The following is a 19,290-nucleotide window of genomic DNA, read 5'->3' as shown; positions in this document are numbered from 1 at the left end:
TTTGGTTGCTTAACGGAGTGGGATCCAGGATTGTGCGGCGAGCGAAGTCAGGTCGTTGACCTGCACGCCCTCGTACGAGAGCGTCCAGAGCGAGTCGCCGATGATCAGCGAGCGCTGGATGCCCGGCTGATAGGCGTAACCGCCCTCCTGGCGCTGCGTCGGATGCTTGATCAGCCCGAGCTTTTGTACCCCGGAGTCCTCGATCTTGAGCACGAGCGCGCCCGACTCCTCCCGCTGCGTCAGCGGGATCACCGACAGGCCGGTCTTCGGCCAGTACAGGAACGCGTGCGGGTCCCACTCGGCCCCCGAGCCCGAGTCCTTCTGGAACAGCCGCGACAGGCGGCGCGGGCCGGTCGGGTCGCTGACGTCGAACAGCGAGACCTGCGTGCCGAGCGTCCTGCCCTTCTCGCTGGCCTCCTGGCCGATGCCGATCAGCCGGCCCTCGGCGCCGGGATGCAGGTACGCCGAGTAGCCCGTGATCTTCAGCTCGCCCGTCACCTTGGGCGCCGCCGGGTCGCGCAGGTCCAGCGTGTAGAGCGGGTCGACCTGGCGGAACGTGACGCAGTAGCCGATCGGGCCGATGAACCTGACCGAGTAGATGCGCTCGCCCCTGCCCAGGCCGCCGACCTCGCCGACCTTGGCCATCGTGTCGGCCTTGAGCACGTAGACGGCGCTGGAGCTGTCTTTGCCGTCGCCCGGGTCGCGGGTGGTGGCGATGCGGAGGTGGCCGTCGTGCTCCGAGAGCGAGTACTGGTTCAGCAGCCGTCCCGGCACCTTGCCCGAGGCCACGTAGACGGGCGCGCCGGGGGCGGTGATGTCGAACCGGTGCACCTCGGTCTCCTCGGGCGGGGCCGTGGGCGTCGGCATCGGGCTCGGCTCAGCAGAGGAAGGGGTGGCGGGGTCGTCGGACGCGGAGGCGCTGGGCACGTCAGGCACGGGCGTGGCGGTGCTCGGCACGTCAGGCACGGGCGTGGCGGTGCCGGTCGGCGGGGAGACGGGGACGCTGGAGTCGGTCGGGGTGGGCTCCTCGGCCGGGGCGACGGGGGAGTCCGCGGGGGCCGAGTCCGCGGGGGCCGAGGCTGTCGCGGACGGGGTCGTGGCGGGGGGCGGGGGCTCGTCGATCGGCATCGGGCGTACCGGGAACCACCAGCGCGGGTTGCTGGCCACGTACAGGCTCTGCCCGGTGCCGTAGACGATGTCGCCGTCGGCGGCCAGCACGATCGGGTCGGTGCCCGCCGCGGTGATCCCCTGAGCCAGGTCGATGGTGTGCACGGTCAGCATCGAGGTGCCGGTGTAGTCGGCCGGATGGCTGACCCGCTCGCAGGGGACGGTGCTCTTGGTGACGGCGCCGGACGCGTCCGTGATCTCGATCTTCGGCAGCCACGCTTCGGCCGGCGCCTGCCGGACCGCGGCCTGGTTCGCCTTGAGGCGCTCGGCCTCGGTGGCCTCGCCCTTGGGCTCGGGGAAGGTGACGTCGGGCTGGCTGCGGGTGACGAGCCGCACGGTGGAGCCGACCATCCTGGCGTCCACGTACGAGCCCTGCGGCTTGATCGTGCTCAGCACCTTGGGCTCGCCCGACAGGTCGACGACCACGTAGCGGGTGTCGCTGGGCGGCCCGATGGGCCTGGCGGTCTTGTACATGATGTCGCCGCCGCGCATGAGCACCAGCGCGCGGTCCCCGGAGACCAGCAGGTCGGACGGGATGCCGGGGCCGTCGTGCTCGGTCAGCTTGAGCGACGCGGTGATCTTCCTGGTGGCCGTGTCGATGATCCGCAGAGTGCCGTCGGAGACCGTGATGACCCGGTTGCCGTCGGTCTTGACCAGGTCGGGCTCGTCCACGCCGGCTTCGTGCACGTTCGTGGTGGAGTGCTCGGGCGCCGACTTCCCCTCGGGCACGCTCGCCCTGGCGTCCCTGGCGAGCGCCATTGGCATGGCGCCGCCGAACCCGTACGGGCTGACGTTCTTGACGGCCTGCTCGCGCAGGCCGGCCAGCAGGTCGTCACAGCTGCTGTAGGCCACCAGACGGACGGCGCCGAGGTCCGCCCGCACGGGCGGCGGGTTCCTGGTCCCTCCTGTCGAGGAGGTGCAGGCGGCCGTGACCGCCGCGAGTGCCGCGGCGGTCACGGCCGTGCGGATCATCGTCTTCATGCCCTCATCACGGCTGCGCGGCCGGGATGGTTCAGGAGCCCTTGTTCAGGTTGAAGGTGAACGCGGGGCTGAAGTTGAGCTTGTCGGGGACCTGGAGCATCTTGCGGATCAGCTTGCCGTTGAAGTCGACGACCTGGATCTCGTCGTCGGTCGCGTTGTCCTGCTCCCAGCAGAACAGGTGCTCCTCGTCGTAGAAGCCGAGGACCTTGTCGCAGTCGGAGACGAACTTCTGCAGCCGTTCGCCGGTGGCGGTGTCCCAGACGCAGTGGTCGCCGTCGCCGCCGCCGGGGCAGTTGGTGACGAACGCCTTGCCGGAGGGCGAGAAGATGTCCTGCGTGCCGGCGGACAGCGTGCCGATGCCCTTCAGCGTGCGGGTGGCCTTGCCCGAGGTGTCGAAGAAGCGCAGGTCGAGGTTCTTCTCGTCGCCCCTGATGTTGACCGCGCCCTTGTCGTCGCCGTCGAAGCCGAAGGCGGTCTGGCGGATGGAGGTGTCGGAGACGTTGACCACGTCGGCGGTCTCGCCGGCCACCTCGATGACGACGAAGCCCAGGTAGAGCCAGTCGTCGCCGTTCTTCTTCTCGATGTTCAGCAGGATCCTGGAGCCGTCCTTCGACCAGCCCCTGATGCTGCTGATCAGCGGTTCCTTGACGGTCTTGACCGTGGTGCGCCGGTTGTTGCGCCGGTCGGTGATGACGACGAAGTCGTAGTCGTCGGAGCTGTAGCTCCTGCCCCTGGACGCCAGCAGGTGGCCGTCGGGGGAGACCATCGACTCCCAGTTCTCCTCGTACTTCTTGAACGTCCCGCGCAACGATCCTCTGGCGTAGTCGATCCAGTCGTCGCCCTTCTGGATCTCGTACGAGGTCAGGACGATGGCGTCGCCCGGGTTCTCGTACAGGGAGATCGACCCGCCGGGCAGGGTCCGCTTCGTGCCGGTGCGCGGCACTCCCACCTGCGTGGCCGTGGGGCTCGGCGCCCGCGTCGTGCTCCTCGTCCTGGACGGGGAGGGCGACGGGGTGGGACCGGCCAGCGAGGCCTTGTCCATCTGGATGACCACGACCACGCCGGCGAGCAGCAGCAGCGCGACGGCCACCGTGATGCCGGCGACCAGCGGGGCCTTGCTCTTGCGCGGCGGCTGCGGGTAGCCGCCCTGCTGCCCGCCGTACGGCGGCACGTGGCCGGACTGGGGGTAGCGGCCGGAGACCGTCGGCGAGGGAGGGCCGTAGGGAACGCTGGAGGGAGGTCCGTACGAGGGGCCGGACGGGGGCCCGGACGGAGGTCCGTACGGGGATCCTGAGGGCGGACCCTGATGGCCGTACGAGGCGCCGGACGGCATCCCCTGGCTGTGCGGCGCCCCCTGCGGTCCGCTGGACAGCGGGCCCTGGTGACTGTGGGGGCCGCCGGACGGCGGGCCCTGATGGCTGTGCGGCCCGTTCGAGGGTGGTCCCTGGGGGCCGCCTGAGGGCGGGAAGTGGGCCTCCGCCGCACCTTGGGCCAGCATGCCGTTGTTGGCCGCCGGCTGGTGCAGCAGCCGCATGATGACCTGCTCGGCCGTGGGCCGCTGCGCCGGGTCCTTGGCCAGGCAGGCGACCACGACGTCACGCAGCGGGCCCTCCTCCAGCGCGCCCAGGTCGGGCTGCTGGTTGAGCACCCGGTTGATCACCGCGGGCATCGTGTCGCTGCCGAACGGCGCCCGCCCTGAGGCGGCGAAGACCATGGCGCTGCCCCACGAGAACATGTCGGCGGCCGGCCCGACGGTGTGTCCCATGATCTGCTCGGGCGGCATGTACGACGGCGTGCCCACGACTATGCCGCTGATCGTGGCGGTGGCGTTGAGCGCCCGCGCGATGCCGAAGTCGATCACCCGCGGCCCGTCGGTGCCGATGATCACGTTGGCCGGCTTGAAGTCGCGGTGCACGATGCCGGCCTGGTGGATGGCCGCCAGGGCGGTGGCCGTGCCGATGGCCAGCCGGTGCAGCACGGAGCCGGTGCGCGGCCCCTCCTCCTGCACCACCCGATGTAAGGAGGGGCCCTCGATGAACTCGCTGACGATGTACGGCCGGTCCTGCTCCACCCCGGTGCCCAGCACGGCGGCGGTGCAGAACGGCGCCACCTGCTGGGCCACCTGGACCTCGCGCAGGAACCTCTCCACGCTCACCTGATCACCGGACAGGTCGGGCCGCAGCCACTTGACCGCCACGTTGGTGCCAGAATGATCTTTGGCGAGGTAGACGACGCCTTGACCGCCCTCGCCGAGCCGGCCGAGAAGCTCCATGCCCCCGAGCCGCTGTGGATCTCCGGATCGGAGCGGAGCGAAGGATGCCATGTAGGGATTCTGGCCCCCGCGCGGGCTTCCGCAAAAACTACCCGTGGGTAGGGCCGCCGAATATCCTTCTGTCATGAAGGTGACGTCCAGCGGTAGGACAAGGCCCATCATCGCCCCCTTTACCGGCGAAACCCTCGCTGAGCTGCCCATTTCGGATGCCGAAGACGTACGGGCGGCGTACGGACGGGCCAGGGCCGCCCAGCTCGACTGGGCCGGCAGATCGGCCGCGGAACGGGCGAAACCGTTTCTGCTCCTGCACGACGCGATCCTCGACCGCAGGGACGAGATCCTGGACATCGTCCAGAACGAGACCGGCAAGGCCCGCAAGCACGCCTTCGAGGAGGTGCTCGACGTCGCGGGCTGCAGCCTCTACTACGCCCGCCGCGCGCCGCGCCTGCTCGCCCCGCGCGCCCGCAAGGGCGTCTTCCCGGTGGCCACCCGCGTGACGGAGCTGCGCCGGCCCAAGGGCGTCGTCGCGCTGATCACCCCGTGGAACTACCCGCTCGCGCTGGGCGTCACCGACGCGCTGCCCGCGCTGCTGGCCGGCAACGCGATCGTGCACAAGCCGGACACCCAGACCGCCCTGTCCACCCTGTGGACGATCGACCTGCTGGCCGAGCTGGGCCTGCCGCGCGAGGTCTGGCAGGTCGTGCTCGGCGAGCCGGCCGAGATCGGCGACGCGCTGCTCGACCACGCCGACTACGTGGGCTTCACCGGCTCCACCCGGGGCGGCAGGAAGATCGCCGAGGAGGCGGCCAAGCGGCTCATCGGCTGCTCGCTGGAGCTCGGCGGCAAGAACCCGATGGTGGTGCTGGACGACGCCGCCCTCGACGTGGCCGTCCAGGGCGCCCTGCGCGCCTGCTTCACCAACGCCGGCCAGCTCTGCCTGTCGATCGAACGCCTCTACGTGCACGAGTCCGTCTTCGACGCGTTCGCCGAACGCTTCGCCGCCCAGGCCGGGGCGCTCAAGCTGGGCGCCGGCCACGACTGGTCGGTGCAGATGGGCTCGCTCACCTCGCGCCGCCAGCTCGACACGGTCGCCGCGCACGTGGACGACGCCGTGGCCAAGGGCGCGAAGGTGCTGACCGGCGGCCGGCCCAGACCCGACCTCGGCCCGCTGTTCTACGAGCCGACCGTGCTCACCGGCGTGCACGACGGCATGGAGCTGTGTCGCGGCGAGACGTTCGGCCCCGTGGTGGCGCTCTACCCGTTCGCCACCGACGACCAGGCGGTCGAGCTGGCCAACGACACCGCGTACGGGCTGAACGCGTCCATCTGGAGCTCCGACCTGCCGCGCGCCCGCCGCCTGGCCGCCCGGATCAAGGCCGGCACGGTCAACGTCAACGAGGGGTACGCCTCCGCCTACGCCTCCTACGACGTCCCCATGGGCGGGATGAAGGCGTCGGGGCTCGGGCGCAGGCACGGCGCGGAAGGGCTGCTGCGCTACACCGAGGTCCAGGCCGTGGCCTCCCAGGCGGGCTGGCTGGGGTTCGAGCCGCCGGGCGGGATCACGTACGAGCGGTGGGCCGGCACGCTGGCGGGCGCGCTCAAGGCGATGCGCAGGCTCAGGCTGAAGTGAGTCCCGCCGGAGCGGCTGTCTACGCTGTAAACGTGAACGAACAGGGGACGGCCGCGCGCATCGTCGCCGTGGCCGAGCGCATCCTGCGCGACGAAGGGGCCGACGCGGTCAGCATGCGGCGCGTCGGGCAGGCCGTGGGCGTCACCGCCATGGCCATCTACCGGCACTACCCCAGCAGAGAGGCGCTGTTGCGCGCCGTCGCCGACCGCGGCGCCCGCGCCCTGGCCGAACGGTGGCTCCGGCACGCGCCGCCCACCGGCGGGCTGGAGGAGCGGATGTCGGCGGCGCTCGACGGCTTCCTCGACTTCGCGCTCGGCGACCCGCACCTGTACCGGTTCCTGATCCTGGACGCCTGGGAGGGGGCGCGGCGCTTCCCCGAGGACTTCCGTGACGGGCAGGGGCCGCCGTTCAGCGTCGTCACGGCGCTGGTGGAAGAGGGCATGCGGACGGGCTTCCTGCGCGCGGACGACCCGCTGGAGGTCGCGATGACGGTCACCTCGGCGACTCAGGGGCTGGTGCAGCAGTATCTGAGCGGCCGCATCGGCATGGACGAGGCCGACTTCCGCGCGCTCTGCCACCGGTCCACGTGGCGGGTCGTCAACGGACTGAGATCGAAGACGGAGGCATGATGGAGATTCGTTACGCCGGAGGCCCCACGGCCGTGCTGGAGCTCGGCGGGGTGCGGCTGCTGACCGACCCCACGTTCGACGGGCCGGGAGAGCACCCGATCGGCGATCGCGCGCTCACGAAGACTCAGGGGCCCGCGTTCGAGGCGGACGAGGCGGGGCCGGTGGACGCGGTGCTGCTCTCGCACGACCAGCATCCGGACAATCTCGACCGGGCCGGGCGGGCCTATCTGTCCACCGTGCCGCTGGTCCTGTCGACCGGCTCGGCCGCCGCCCGCGTCGGCGAGCCGGTACGGACCCTGCCCAACTGGACGTCCGTGGACGTCGGCCCCGTACGGGTGACCGGCGTGCCGGCGCAGCACGGGCCCGACGGGACCGAGCACCTGGTGGGGGAGGTGACCGGGTTCGTGCTGTCCGGCGAAGGGCTGCCGACCGTCTACGTGAGCGGCGACAACGCCTCGCTCGACGTCGTACGGGCGGTGGCGGAGCGCGTCGGTCAGGTGGACGTGGCGCTGCTGTTCATGGGCGGGGCCAGGACGCCCCTCGTGGCCGGCTACCTGACGCTGACCAGCGAGGACGGGGTGGCCGCCGCGCGCATCCTGGGTGCCCGCCACGTCGTGCCGCTGCACTTCGAGCACTGGGCGCACTTCACGCAGGGCAGGGAGAGCGTGATGAAGGCGTTCGCGTCGTTCGGGGACGGGCTGCGGCTGCTCGCGCCCGGCGAACGTACGGAGGTGTGAGGCCGTCTCAGGCAGAGGTCAGTCCAGGGGATGGGTGACCCAGACGTTCGGCTCCACGTAGACGGCGTGGTCGTGCTCCGGGTCGCAGTGGACGGGGGTGAGCGCGCCCGGCACCTCGACCGGCCCAGGGCGGTCGAACGGCAGGCCCGTCCAGCCGCGCCACTCCGCCAGCGTGCCCGGCACCACCATCGACCTGGGCGCCACCTTGACGATCCGCCCGCCGGCCCGCACGTGCACGCGCAACCAGGGGTCGTGGGGCAGGCCGTCGGGGCGGGTCCTGAAGGCGTACTCGGCCATGGGGGTGTGCGGTTCGAGGTGCTTGCGGTTGGGGCGTACCGGGGCGACCAGCTCGTGGTGGCCCAGGCGGGCGGCGTGCTCGCGCATCGCGGCCACCATGAGGGCGGACAGGCCGTGGCCCAGCAGGTCGCGGCGTACGGTGATCTCCAGGGCGGAGACGGCGTCGGGGCGCAGGCCGCGCTCGCGGGCCCGCCAGCCGGAGCGGATCACGCCGTCCCAGCCGTCGTCGGGCAGCGCGTCCGCGCCGGCCACGTACGGCATCATGCAGGCCCGCGCCACCAGCCGGCCGGGCTCGGCGGAGTCGTCGGCCACCAGCACGTGGTCCTGGTAGACCGTCGTGACGAAGCCGTAGAACAGGTCCGCGAACGGATCGTTCAGCACGAACTCGTGCCACGTGTGGTCCATGTCCCACAACGACGACGCGAACTGGGGGCGTTCTCCGAGCGTCGTGATCCGCAGCGCCATGGTCAAGATCCTTACACCATGAAGGAAGCCGCGCACGCCCTTTATTCGCGCTAAAACGCGAAATCTCAGTACTTAAGGGTGAAGGCGGCGTGCGCTAGCGTCGGCGGCATGACAGAACTTGACGCCAGGCTGCGTGCCGTCGCCGACCTGATCGTGGCCGAGGCGCGCGAGGGCGGCGGCAGGCACGAGTACGACGGCCAGATCCAGGACCTGTCGCCCGAGGGCGTGCGCACCGGGCTGGCGCGGCTCGGCGAGGGGCCCGCGCCGCAGGACGAGCACGACGCCCGGCACCTGAGCGTGTTCGAGGAGAGCCTGCGCACCCAGTACGCCGAGCTGGAGCTGCACCGCAAGAACCCGCTGATCCACCTGTCCAACCTCGACCTGGCCGGCTACGACCGCGACTACGCCTCGGCCGCGGACCGCGCCGCGGCCAAGGCGGCCCACCTCGCGCTCTGGCCCGAGGCCGTGGACCAGGCGGTCGCCTCCCTCGACCAGATCCCCGCCCCCGTCGCCAAGTCCCTGATCGGGGCGGCGAGAGGGCTGGCGGCGGGCATCGACGACGAGGCCGCGCTCAAGGCGCACGCCCGGCTCGTCGCCCACATCGAGCGGGCCACCACCGAGGGCGACCCCGACGCGGCGCTCGGCGGTCAGGGGCTGGCCAGGCTGATGGGCACCGGCGAGGGACTGCCGGTCGATCTCGGCAAGCTGGCCGAGCGCGCCGACGCGGAGCGGGACCGGCTGACCGCGCTGCTCACCGAGTCCTGTGCCAAGCTGGGGGAGGGCGGCAGGGCGCCGCTCGACGTCGTACGCGAGCTGGTCAAGGACCACCCCGACGCCGACGGCGTGATCGAGGCCGCGCGGATCGGCACGGAGCAGGCCATCGCGTTCACCCGCGAGAAGGACCTCGTGCCCTACCACGACGGCGAATGCCTGGTCGGGCTGGCGCCCGAGTCGCGCCGCTGGGCGATGGCCATGATGGCGTGGAACTCGCCCGGCGAGCCCGAGGGCCCGTCCTGGTACTACATCACGCCGCCCGAGCCGTCCTGGCCCGAGCAGGACCAGGCCGAGTGGCTGGAGGTCTTCAGCAGCACCACGCTGCCGGCGATCAACGTGCACGAGGTCGCCCCCGGGCACTTCTCGCACGCCAGAGCGCTGCGGCGGGCGCCGTCCGAGGTGCGCCGGCTGCTGCAGTCGATGGCGTTCGTCGAGGGCTGGGCGCACTACGCCGAGGAGTTGTGCGTCGAGGAGGGGTTCGCGCCGGACGACCCGCGCTTCGAGATCGGCGTGTGGGTGGAGGCGCTCATCCGCGTCACCCGGCTGGCCTGCGCGATCGGCGTGCACACCGGTCAGATGACGGTCGAGGACGGCGCCAGGCGGTTCGAGTCCGACACGCACCTCGCCGGTCCCGCGGCGCTGTCCGAGGCCAGGCGGGCCTCGTTCGACCCGACGTACGGGCGCTACACCTGGGGCAAGCTGCTGATCATGGACCTGCGGGAGCGGGCGAAGGCGGAGTGGGGCGCCGGGTTCAGCCTGCAGCGCTTCCACAAGGCGCTGTTCGATCTCGGCTCGCCGCCCCTGGGCCTGATCGACGCCATCCTGTAGCGTCACTCGCACTGATCGGGGGCAGCGCCGTCCGGTCACGAGGAGGTCTGTCCGTGCGCGAGCTCTCCGGCAAGGTCGCGGTGGTGACGGGTGCGGCCGGCGGCATCGGACGGGCGCTGGCCCTCCGGTTCGCGGCCGAGGGAATGACGCTGATGCTCGCCGACGTGGACCACGGCGGGCTCGCCGAGACGGCCGCGATGGCGGCGGACGTCGAGGTGCTGACGCAGATCGCCGACGTGTCCGACGCCTGGGCCGTCCGGCACCTGGCCGACCGGTGTTTCGGGGAGCTGGGCGCCGTACACGTGCTGTGCAACAACGCCGGCGTCTTCCAGGGCGGCCACCTGTGGACGCGCGCGGACAAGGACCTCGACTGGCTGCTCGGCGTGAACCTGTGGGGCGTGCTGCACGGCGTCCAGGCGTTCGTGCCGCGCATGATCGAGCAGGACACCGAGGGGCACGTCGTCAACACCGTCTCGGTGGCCGGGCTGTTCGCCTCGCCGGGGGCGGGCGGTTATTCGGTGAGCAAGTTCGCCGCCCTGGCCGCCTCGCTGGCGCTCGCCCAGGACCTGGCGGCCACCGGCGCCAAGCTGCGGGTGAGCGCGTTGTGCCCGGGAGCGGTCGACACCCGCATCGGCGAGTCCGCCCGGAACCGGCCGCCCGGCCTGGTCACCACGCCGACACCGGACGAGGTGGAGGTACGGGAGCGGATCGGCCGGGCGGCCGGCCGCGGCCTTGACCCGGCCGCGGTGGCCGACCTGGTCGTGACGGGCATCCGCGAGGAACGGTTCCTGCTGCTGACGGACGAGAAGTACGCCGCCCGCCTGCGCCTGCAGACCGAGACCCTGCTCACCGGCCACCTCCCCGACCCCAGGTGAGTGTCGGGCCGCACACGACGCGGCGGCCTGCCCGGCCCCAGGGGGCATCCGGCCGCACGTGAGGCGGCCCGCCCGGCCGCACGTTTACCCCCTCACCGGTGGCGGTCGTGGGCCAGCACCCGGACGACGGTCCCCTTGCGCGCCTTGACCAGCAGCCGGACGGAGTCGCCCGGCAGCACGTCCTCATACAGCCCCTGTTCCACGTGGAACGCCGTGGCCTTCGGCGAGCTGCCGTCGTGCAGGGCGATGTAGTGGTCGTCGGCGTCCACCCACCGCTTGACCACGTACCCGGTCACCTCCTGCCGCCCCTGTACGGGAGGCAGCAGCTCGGCGGGCTCGATCTGGCCGCCCCGCCAGCCGCTGCCCGTGAAGATCCACTCCTGCCGGTGACCGGCCGAGCCCGCCTTGGCGACCTCCCGCCCGCGTTCCGTGAGCAGGAACCCCCGCCCGCCCATGAGCAGCCCGATCCCCGCCACCAGGGACACCATCGTCGCGATCATCCCGGGCCACGACAATCCGGCCGCCGCGATGGTGGCGTACCAGGGGACGACCAGCGCCGCCGCCAGCAGCAGCGGCACGATCACGCTCGGCCAGCGCCGCCGCGCCAGGCCCAGATCGATGGCGCCGCGCCGGACGAGGGGCAGGAAGTGACCCTCCAGATCGGCCCCATCTGGGATCAGGTCGATCACGGGGGCCTCGGCCGCGCCCGCCAGCCGGGCCCGCACCCGTTCGGTCGCCCATCTCTCGTACGGGCGCAGCGGCTCGTCCAAGGGCTCGTCGAGACTCAGCCGATCGCCCTCGATCGTCGCCCAGCCGCGCCCGGCCAGCTCGTACAGAGCCGAATGGAACACGTCCTGGGGCCGCATCCCGCGTAAGAGCTCGGCCACGGGAGCGGGCACCGGTGCCTGCTCGGCCGCCCGCCGCCGGTCCTCGCCCCGGGCGGACACCTTGAGGGCGGCGGTCAGCGTGGCGACCCACAGGGCCCATGCCGCCGCCGGCCAGACAAGATCCATTGTTCTGTGTTAGCACGTCGGCCCGAGCCAGGCCAGGTGTAAGCCGAGCCAGGCCAGGTGTAAGACGCGGGGCCGATACACTGTGGTCACCGCATTCGCCTTTGGGGGGTTCTCACGGTGTCTGAATTCGACACAGTGCTGGTGGTCGACTTCGGCGCTCAATACGCGCAGCTCATCGCCAGGCGGGTGCGCGAGTGCCACGTCTACTCGGAGATCGTGCCCTCGACCATGACGGTCGAGGAGATGATGGCCAAGAATCCGAAGGCGATCATCCTGTCCGGCGGCCCTTCGTCGGTCTACGCCGAGGGCGCGCCGCCGGTGCCGCACGGGCTGTTCGCCACGGGCGTGCCCACGTTCGGCATCTGCTACGGCTTCCAGGCCATGGCCCAGGCGCTGGGCGGCGAGGTGGCCCGTACCGGCCTGGCCGAATACGGCGGCACCCCGATGGAGGTGCTCGACGAGGGCGTCATCTTCGCCGGCCTGCCCGCGAGCCAGACGGTCTGGATGTCCCACGGCGACAGCGTGGCCGCGGCCCCCGAGGGCTTCGCGGTGACCGCCTCGACCGGGCAGACCCCGGTCGCCGCCTTCGAGAGCGTCGAGCGCGGCCTCTACGGCGTGCAGTTCCATCCTGAGGTGCTGCACACCGAGCACGGGCAGGCGGTGCTCAAGCACTTCCTGGAGGCGGCCGGCTGCCGCCCGTCGTGGACCATGCTCAACATCGTCGAAGACTCCGTCGAGGCCGTGCGCCGCCAGGTCGGCGACGGCCGCGCGATCTGCGCCCTGTCCGGCGGGGTCGACTCCGCGGTGGCCGCCGCGATCGTCCAGCGCGCCATCGGCGACCGGCTGACCTGCGTCTTCGTCGACCACGGCCTGCTGCGCAAGGGCGAGGCCGAGCAGGTCGAACGCGACTTCGTCGCCGCCACGGGCGTGAAGCTGCGCGTCGTCGACGCCTCCGAGCGCTTCCTGAAGGCCCTGGAGGGCGTCTCCGACCCGGAGGAGAAGCGCAAGATCATCGGCCGCGAGTTCATCCGTGTCTTCGAGGACGAGCAGCGCGCCATCATGGCCGACGGCCCGGTCGACTTCCTGGTCCAGGGCACCCTCTACCCCGACGTGGTCGAGTCGGGCGGCGGCACCGGCACCGCCAACATCAAGTCCCATCACAACGTCGGCGGCCTGCCGGAGGACCTCCAGTTCACCCTGGTCGAGCCGCTGCGGGCGCTGTTCAAGGACGAGGTCAGGCGGGCCGGCGAAGAGCTCGGCCTGCCGGCCGCGATGGTCTGGCGCCAGCCGTTCCCCGGTCCCGGCCTCGGCATCCGCATCGTCGGCGAGGTCACCCGCGACCGCCTGGCCCTGCTGCGCGAGGCCGACGCCATCGCCCGCGAGGAGCTCTCCAGGGCCGGCCTCGACCGGTCGATCTGGCAGTGCCCGGTGGTGCTGCTGGCCGACGTCCGGTCCGTGGGGGTCCAGGGCGACGGCCGTACGTACGGGCATCCCGTGGTGCTGCGGCCGGTCACGTCCGAGGACGCCATGACCGCCGACTGGGCGCGGGTGCCCTACGACGTGCTGTCGCGGATCTCCACCCGGATCACCAACGAGGTGCGCGAGGTCAACCGGGTGGTGCTCGACGTGACCAGCAAGCCGCCGGGCACCATCGAGTGGGAGTGACCTCGTCCCGGAGGTGAGTCACGGTTCGCCGGGTGCGGCCCACCCAGGCCCGGGTGCGGGCCATCGGGGCGCCAAAGGCAGGTCTTCGCCCGGTCAGGCAGATCGGCCGGGCGGGGCGCGCATACAAGGGAGATTCCTGGGAAGTGGGGCTACCCCTGGGCCAACGTGGACCGTGGTTGGCGACTGGGACGCCCGAGGTCTCGACGGATCGGGGTGCTCAAGCGCGCGGTCCGGAAGGGGTGACAGGCCCGCATGGCCCATGCGAGCGAAGACGGCAGGCAGCCGCTGGTGCTGCTCGTCGAGGACGATCCGCAGGATGCGTTCATCGTCGAGGAACTGCTTGAGGACAGCGGGCTGAAGGTGCGCCTGGAGTGGGCCCGTTCGGTGGACGAGGCCCGCAAGGCGCTGGTGCGGCTGCGCCCCCAGTGCGTGCTGCTCGACCTCGGGCTGCCCGACTCCCACGAGTTCTCCGCGCTGTCGGCCGTCATGGAGAAGGCCGGCGACGCGGCCGTGGTGGTGCTGACGGGCCTGGCCGAGGAGCAGGCCGGGCTGGCGGCGGTGACCGCCGGCGCCCAGGACTACCTGGTCAAAGGCCGGGTCGAGGCCGAATGGCTGGGCCGGACGCTGCGCTACGCGATGCAGCGCAAGCAGGCCGAGCAGGCCGCGGTGGCCCTGCACGCCGAGCGCATGCGCGCCAAGGAGAACGAGCGCCTCGAACGCGGCCTGCTGCCCAAGCCACTGCTGCAGAGCATGCCGATCGAGGTGGCCTCCCGCTACCGTCCCAGCAGGGGCGCGGCCACGCTCGGCGGCGACTTCTTCGACGTGGTGGAGTCCGACGACAAGTCCGTGCACGCCGTGATCGGCGACGTGTGCGGCCACGGCCCCGACGAGGCGGCGGTGGGCGTCTGCCTGCGCATCGCCTGGCGGGCGCTGGTGCTCAGCGGCGTGACGGGCGCGGCCCTGCTGCGCAGGCTCGAACGCATCCTGGAGGCCGAGCGGCCCGGGTCGGAGATCTTCGTCACGATGACCACGCTCGTGCTCGACCCCGACCAGCGTACGGTCCGGATCTGGCGGGCCGGCCATCCCGGCATGCTGCTCCACCAGGACGACACCGTCTCGCTGGCCGATCCTGGGCGCAGCCCGGCGCTGGGCCTGCCGATCGAGGTCGACTGGCACCAGGACGTGCTGGAGCTGCCCAAGGGCGGCGGGCTCACCCTTTACACCGACGGGCTCTTCGAGCGCCGGCTGCCCGGCGAGCCGCTCACCTGGCTGGGCGAGGAGGGCCTGCTCGACCTGGCCTCGCGCCACGCGCACCTCGACGGTGAGGGCTTCCTCGACGCGCTGCTGGCCGACGTCGAGTCGGTCACCGCCCCCGATGCCTCCGCCGACGACCTGGCGGTGGTGCACCTGCGCTGGAAAGACGAGTCATGAGCGAAGTGACGACGACGCCGGACTCCCGCGCGCCCGCCGGCACGTCAGAAGCAGGCGCGGGAGGCGCGGGCGCGGCTCCGGACTCCGGCTGGCGGCGGCTCACCGTGCACGGCTGGTTCGTGCTGGTGATCTCGGTCATCACCGTCCTCATCGTGGTCTGCGCGGTGGTCGGCGGTCTGATGCTCGACCGCACCAGCCGCCTGTCCGACCAGCTCACCGGCAAGATCTCCCCGGCCGCCATCGAGGCCGCCAAACTGCAGAAGGCCCTCATCGACCAGGAGACCGGCGTCAGGGGCTTCCTGCTGACCGGCCGCCAGGAGTTCCTGGAGCCGTACGGCGAAGGAGTGGCCGCCGAGCGGCTCAGCTACGAGCAGGTCGCCGCGCTCCTCTCCGACCGGCCGGACCTGCTCGCCCAGCTGAACGCCGTCCGCGACCGCGCCGCCGTCTGGCGCAGCGAGTACGCCGAGCCCATGACGGAGGACAGACGCGCCGACGGCGCCGTCGCCGCCGCCAGGGTGGAGGAGAGCAAGCGGGTCTTCGACGAGATCAGGGTGCTGCTGGAACGGCAGAACGCCCGCCTGGCGCTGGCTCGCGCGCAGTCCCAGGCCGACCTGGTCAGGGCCGAGCAGATCCGCAACTGGGCCTTCCTGGCCATCCTCGTGGTCTTCCCGCTGGCGGCCCTCGCCATGGGCGTCCTGCTGCGCCGGGCGGTCGGCATCCCGCTCAACGACCTGCGCCAGGCCAGCCGCCAGATCGCGGCCGGCGACTTCGAGCACGTGATCCCCGCGCGGGGCGCCGCCGACATCCGCGAGGTCGCCGAGGACGTGGACCTGATGCGCGAGCAGATCGTCCGCGCGCTGGCGGACTCGCACCGGCAGCAGGTGCAGCTGCGCGAGCAGGCCGCCGACCTCGACGCGCAGGCGGGTGAGCTGCGCCGCTCGAACGCCGAGCTGGAGCAGTTCGCGTACGTGGCCTCGCACGACCTGCAGGAGCCGCTGCGCAAGGTCGCCACCTTCTGCCAGCTGCTGGAGAAGCGCTACGGCTCGGTGCTGGACGAGCGCGGGACCCAGTACATCCGCTTCGCGGTCGACGGAGCCACCCGGATGCAGGTCCTCATCAACGACCTGCTGAGCTTCTCGCGCGTGGGCAGGATGTACGACGACCGCGAGCCCGTGGAGCTGGAGGAGGCCCTGGACAAGGTCATCGACGACCTGTCGGCGCCCATCGAGGAGTCGGGCGCCAGCATCGAACGCCCCGGAAAGCTGCCCAGCGTCGTCGGCGACCCCACGATGCTGCGCCTGCTCTGGCAGAACCTGATCAGCAACGCCATCAAGTTCCGCGACCCCGGCCGCGCGCCCGTGATCAGGATCGACTGCGCGCCCGCGGGCGAGGACGGCTGGGAGTTCTCGGTCGCGGACAACGGCATCGGCGTCGAGACGGAGTTCGCCGACAAAATCTTCATCATCTTCCAGCGCCTGCACAGCCGCGAGACCTACAGCGGCACCGGCATCGGCCTGGCGATGTGCAAGAAGATCGTGGAGAACCACGGCGGCCGGATCTGGCTGGACACCGACTACAAAGGCGGCGCCTGCCTGCGCTTCACCCTGCCCGCCGAGGTGCCCGCCGAGGTGCCCGCCGAGGTGCCCGCCGAGGTGCCCGCCGAGGTGCCCGCAGCGGGATCGGCCGAGGTGCCCGCCGAGGCCCAGGCCGGGGGGTCCGGGCAGCCGCCCCGGCCCGCCGAGAGCGAGGAAGCCGGCTGATGACGACCGGGAAGCCCATCGAAGTGCTGCTCGTCGAGGACGATCCGGGCGACGAGCTCATCACCCGCGAGGCGTTCGAGGACAACAAGATCCGCAACAACCTGCACGTCGTCAGGGACGGCCTGGAGGCGCTCGACTTCGTCCACCGGCGCAACGCGTACGAGGGCGCGCCCCGCCCCGACCTCATCCTGCTCGACCTGAACCTGCCGAAGTACGACGGCCGCCAGGTGCTGGAGCAGATCAAGGGCGACCCGGCGCTGCGCTCGATCCCCGTGGTCGTCCTGACCACGTCCTCGGCCGAGGAGGACATCCTGCGCAGCTACGAGCTGTTCGCGAACGCGTACGTGAGCAAGCCCGTCGACCTCGACCGGTTCATGGCCGTGATCCGCCAGATCGACGACTTCTTCGTCACGGTCGTCCGCCTGCCCGGCCGCGCCTCTCTGGGCGGCGACGACGACCTCCGCTAGACCCGCTCCGCGTCCAGGGGCGGGGCGGTGTGCGGCCGCGCCACCGGCGGCCTCCGCCGGCGGCGCCGGAACGGCCAGGTCAGCAGCCGGACCAGCAGCCGGATCACGCTCGCCGCCAGCAGCGGCACGAGCAGCACCCCGACCAGGATGGGCGCGGCCATGTACCTGAAGTCCTGCGCCGAGATGTTGGCCAGCACCACGACCTGCTGCGCGGCCACGGCCGCCGCCACCACGAGGACGTACCGGCTGCGCAGCGCCCACGCCGCCAGCCCCGCCGCCAGGTACGACAGGTACGCCCACGACGCCCCCCGCCACAACACCCAGTCCCACGCGGGAGTCAGCGCGGCGTCCAGCCAGGGCTCGGCCACCCGGTTCAGCTCCATCGACAGCGGCCGCAGCGAGAACACCCACCGCTCGGGGAAGTCGGTCACCTCGTGCGGCCCGACGTAGGTGTCGGCGTTCGGCCGCCGCGACAGCCGGTACGTCATCCCGCCGGTCGTCAGCTCGTCCTGCACCGGCCGCCAGGCGATGGCGCCGCGGCACAGCCGGGTCCGCACCACCATGGCGGGCTCGGTGACCAGCAGCCGCCGCCACAGCTCCAGCAGCTCGGTGGCGTGCATGTCGGCCTGCCACCAGCTGAAGTCCTTACGCCAGATCAGCGGGTTGATGGTGGCGCAGGCGCCTCCCTCCCACCAGCGTTCCAGCGGCGCCACGGAGGTGAGCAGCGAGATGTCCGCGGGGGTGAACAGTCCTGGATTCGCCCGGTAGGCGACCGCGATGTCACCGAAGGCGGTGTGGTAGACGTACGTCCGCGACGGCGACGCGATCCCGTACTGGGGAAAGACGAGGTTGTTCAGCAGTAGCGGGATCGCGGCGGCGAAGGCGCCGGCCAGCAGCAGCCGCACGCGCATGGTGCGCACGATCAGCGCCATCACCGGCACGGCCACCGCCACGACGAGGAAGCCGTTCGCGCGGAAGAGCCCGAGCAGCACGAACAGCACCGAGAGCCAGATCAGCGCGGGCACGGTGACGGCCCGCCTGGCGGCGACGCGCGCGCACGCGCCCGCGATCAGCACGGCGCAGATCGTGAACGGCACGTCCTTCCACAACGTCACCGTGAACGCGCCCACCGGCGGCGCCAGCGGCATGAGCACGGCGACGGCGGTGGTCGCCACGCCCGGCGCGCCGAGGCGCACGAGTGACCTGGCCAGGTACGTCAGCGCCCCCGCCATGGCCGTCGTCTGCGCGAAAGTCACGGCCCCGAGGTCACCGGTGCCGGTGAAGCTCAGCCACACCAGCCCGTCGTAGAGCACAGAGTGATCGCTCACCCAGGGCCCGACCAGGGTGTGGCTGAGATAGAGGACCGAGTCGCGGCTGAACAGGCCGGGGTAGAGCGCCGCCCACCAGCAGCCGAGCACCGCCTGGACGACCAGGAAGGTCGCCATCGCGGCCCACGGCCCGCGCCGGGTGTCACTCCCCATGGTTCCCATCCTGAGCTGGGGGAGAAGTGTTAGAAGTAGCTCTCTCCTGCCGTCGGCCCCTTGCCGCGCAGCAGCGTGGGCACAGTGACGAGGTGGTAGCCGCGCTTCTTGAGCTCCTTGAGGATCTGCGGCATGGCCTTCACCGTCTGCGGGACGGTGTCGTGCATGAGGATCACGCCGTCGCGCTTGGCCAGCTTGAGCACGGTGGCCTTGATCTTCTTGGCGTCACGCAGGCTCCAGTCGAGCGTGGTGCCCGTCCAGAGGATCTCCGCCAGCTCGGTCTGTGACGCCGCCCAGAGCACGCGCTCGTCGGTGTGACCGAACGGCGGGCGGAACATCTTCGGCCGCACGCCCGTGGCCTTCTGGATGACTTCCTGGTTGAGCTTGATCGCTTCCAGGATCTCGTTGTCGGAGTGGGCCGGCAGCGAGAAGTGGGCGTAGGTGTGGTTGCCGATCGCGTGCCCGCGCGCGACGATCTGCCTCGCGATCTCCGGCCGCTCCTCCACCCGCTTGCCGACCAGGAAGAACGTGGCCTTCGCGCCCGCCTTGGACAACGTCTTGAGCAGGGCGGGGGTGGAGGCCCCCGGCCCGTCGTCGAAGGTCAGCGCCAGGCACTTGACCCGGCGGCAGTCGACGGGGGCCGCGGCGGGCGCGGAAGTAAGGGCTGCAGCGGGCACGGAAGTAAGGGCTAAGGAAGCCGCGAGGAGGGCATGAATCACCACAGCAGACAGCCTAAAGCCAACGGAACCCGCCGGAGTTACGGCGGATGTCTCGTTCTGGCCCCAGCGTCTCCGACGGGCTTCAGCGGTGCCGACAGC

The 19,290-nt window shown here is 71.6% G+C and carries 15 protein-coding genes; 9 read left to right on the top strand and 6 right to left on the bottom strand.

Annotated elements, in window-relative coordinates; translation table 11 throughout:
* Positions 1-9: 9 nt before the first annotated feature.
* Positions 10-2,148 (bottom strand): beta-propeller domain-containing protein, encoded by a 2,139-nt coding sequence (locus OIE67_RS41860; RefSeq protein ID WP_326630939.1) that lies wholly within the window; start codon positions 2,146-2,148, stop codon positions 10-12.
* A 31-nt stretch (positions 2,149-2,179) separates the two neighbouring features.
* On the bottom strand, positions 2,180-4,420 hold the full coding sequence (locus OIE67_RS41855) for a serine/threonine-protein kinase (RefSeq protein ID WP_326630937.1): 2,241 nt from the start codon (positions 4,418-4,420) through the stop codon (positions 2,180-2,182).
* Between the two features lie 124 nt (positions 4,421-4,544).
* Between OIE67_RS41855 and OIE67_RS41850 the strand changes: the two genes are divergently transcribed.
* Genes OIE67_RS41850 through OIE67_RS41840 form a run of 3 tightly spaced genes read left to right on the top strand, consistent with a single transcriptional unit; the run spans position 4,545 to position 7,416 of the window.
* Positions 4,545-6,050: a succinic semialdehyde dehydrogenase gene (locus OIE67_RS41850; protein WP_326630935.1), complete on the top strand. Its 1,506-nt coding sequence runs from the start codon at positions 4,545-4,547 to the stop codon at positions 6,048-6,050.
* 32 nt (positions 6,051-6,082) lie between these two features.
* Positions 6,083-6,679 (top strand): TetR/AcrR family transcriptional regulator, encoded by a 597-nt coding sequence (locus OIE67_RS41845; RefSeq protein WP_326630933.1) that lies wholly within the window; start codon positions 6,083-6,085, stop codon positions 6,677-6,679.
* Complete coding sequence (locus OIE67_RS41840; protein WP_326630932.1) at positions 6,676-7,416, top strand: MBL fold metallo-hydrolase; 741 nt, start codon at positions 6,676-6,678, stop codon at positions 7,414-7,416. Before OIE67_RS41845 ends, OIE67_RS41840 begins: the two co-directional genes overlap by 4 nt.
* 18 nt (positions 7,417-7,434) lie before the next feature.
* Here the strand turns inward: OIE67_RS41840 and OIE67_RS41835 are convergent, their stop codons facing one another.
* The gene (locus tag OIE67_RS41835) at positions 7,435-8,178 is read right to left on the bottom strand and encodes an N-acetyltransferase (protein ID WP_326630930.1); all 744 of its coding nucleotides are present in this window, start codon (positions 8,176-8,178) and stop codon (positions 7,435-7,437) included.
* Positions 8,179-8,286: 108 nt separating this feature from the next.
* On the opposite strand from OIE67_RS41835, the gene OIE67_RS41830 reads away from it, so the two are divergent.
* Entirely contained in the window at positions 8,287-9,780 is a 1,494-nt protein-coding gene (locus tag OIE67_RS41830) for a DUF885 family protein (protein ID WP_326630928.1), read from the top strand.
* 53 nt (positions 9,781-9,833) lie between these two features.
* Positions 9,834-10,655: an SDR family NAD(P)-dependent oxidoreductase gene (locus tag OIE67_RS41825; RefSeq protein ID WP_326630926.1), complete on the top strand. Its 822-nt coding sequence runs from the start codon at positions 9,834-9,836 to the stop codon at positions 10,653-10,655.
* A gap of 92 nt (positions 10,656-10,747) precedes the next feature.
* On the opposite strand, the gene OIE67_RS41820 is transcribed toward OIE67_RS41825, so the two are convergent.
* Positions 10,748-11,668: a DUF2207 domain-containing protein gene (locus OIE67_RS41820; RefSeq protein WP_326630924.1), complete on the bottom strand. Its 921-nt coding sequence runs from the start codon at positions 11,666-11,668 to the stop codon at positions 10,748-10,750.
* 117 nt (positions 11,669-11,785) lie between these two features.
* Between OIE67_RS41820 and guaA the strand changes: the two genes are divergently transcribed.
* The 4 genes from guaA (at position 11,786) to OIE67_RS41800 (ending at position 16,991) form a co-directional block, all read left to right on the top strand.
* On the top strand, positions 11,786-13,333 hold the full coding sequence (guaA, locus tag OIE67_RS41815) for a glutamine-hydrolyzing GMP synthase (RefSeq protein ID WP_106236194.1): 1,548 nt from the start codon (positions 11,786-11,788) through the stop codon (positions 13,331-13,333).
* 252 nt (positions 13,334-13,585) lie between these two features.
* On the top strand, positions 13,586-14,764 hold the full coding sequence (locus OIE67_RS41810; protein ID WP_326630921.1) for a PP2C family protein-serine/threonine phosphatase: 1,179 nt from the start codon (positions 13,586-13,588) through the stop codon (positions 14,762-14,764).
* Entirely contained in the window at positions 14,761-16,524 is a 1,764-nt protein-coding gene (locus tag OIE67_RS41805) for a sensor histidine kinase (protein ID WP_326630919.1), read from the top strand. The genes OIE67_RS41810 and OIE67_RS41805 overlap by 4 nt, the downstream gene beginning before the upstream one ends.
* Positions 16,524-16,991 carry a response regulator gene (locus OIE67_RS41800; RefSeq protein ID WP_326630918.1) on the top strand — a complete coding sequence of 156 codons (468 nt, stop codon included), beginning with the start codon at positions 16,524-16,526 and terminating at the stop codon, positions 16,989-16,991. Before OIE67_RS41805 ends, OIE67_RS41800 begins: the two co-directional genes overlap by 1 nt.
* On the opposite strand, the gene OIE67_RS41795 is transcribed toward OIE67_RS41800, so the two are convergent.
* Positions 16,988-18,472, bottom strand: coding sequence for a hypothetical protein (locus tag OIE67_RS41795; protein WP_326630917.1), 1,485 nt, complete (start codon positions 18,470-18,472; stop codon positions 16,988-16,990). The two genes, OIE67_RS41800 and OIE67_RS41795, sit on opposite strands and share 4 nt — an antisense overlap.
* Positions 18,473-18,501: 29 nt before the next feature.
* Entirely contained in the window at positions 18,502-19,149 is a 648-nt protein-coding gene (locus tag OIE67_RS41790; protein WP_326630914.1) for a polysaccharide deacetylase family protein, read from the bottom strand.
* Positions 19,150-19,290: the final 141 nt, after the last annotated feature.

This window comes from Nonomuraea fuscirosea, assembly GCF_035917475.1.
Taxonomy (GTDB): domain Bacteria; phylum Actinomycetota; class Actinomycetes; order Streptosporangiales; family Streptosporangiaceae; genus Nonomuraea; species Nonomuraea fuscirosea.
Note: the sequence above shows the minus strand (reverse complement) of the source record. Positions and strands in the feature narration are given on the sequence as shown.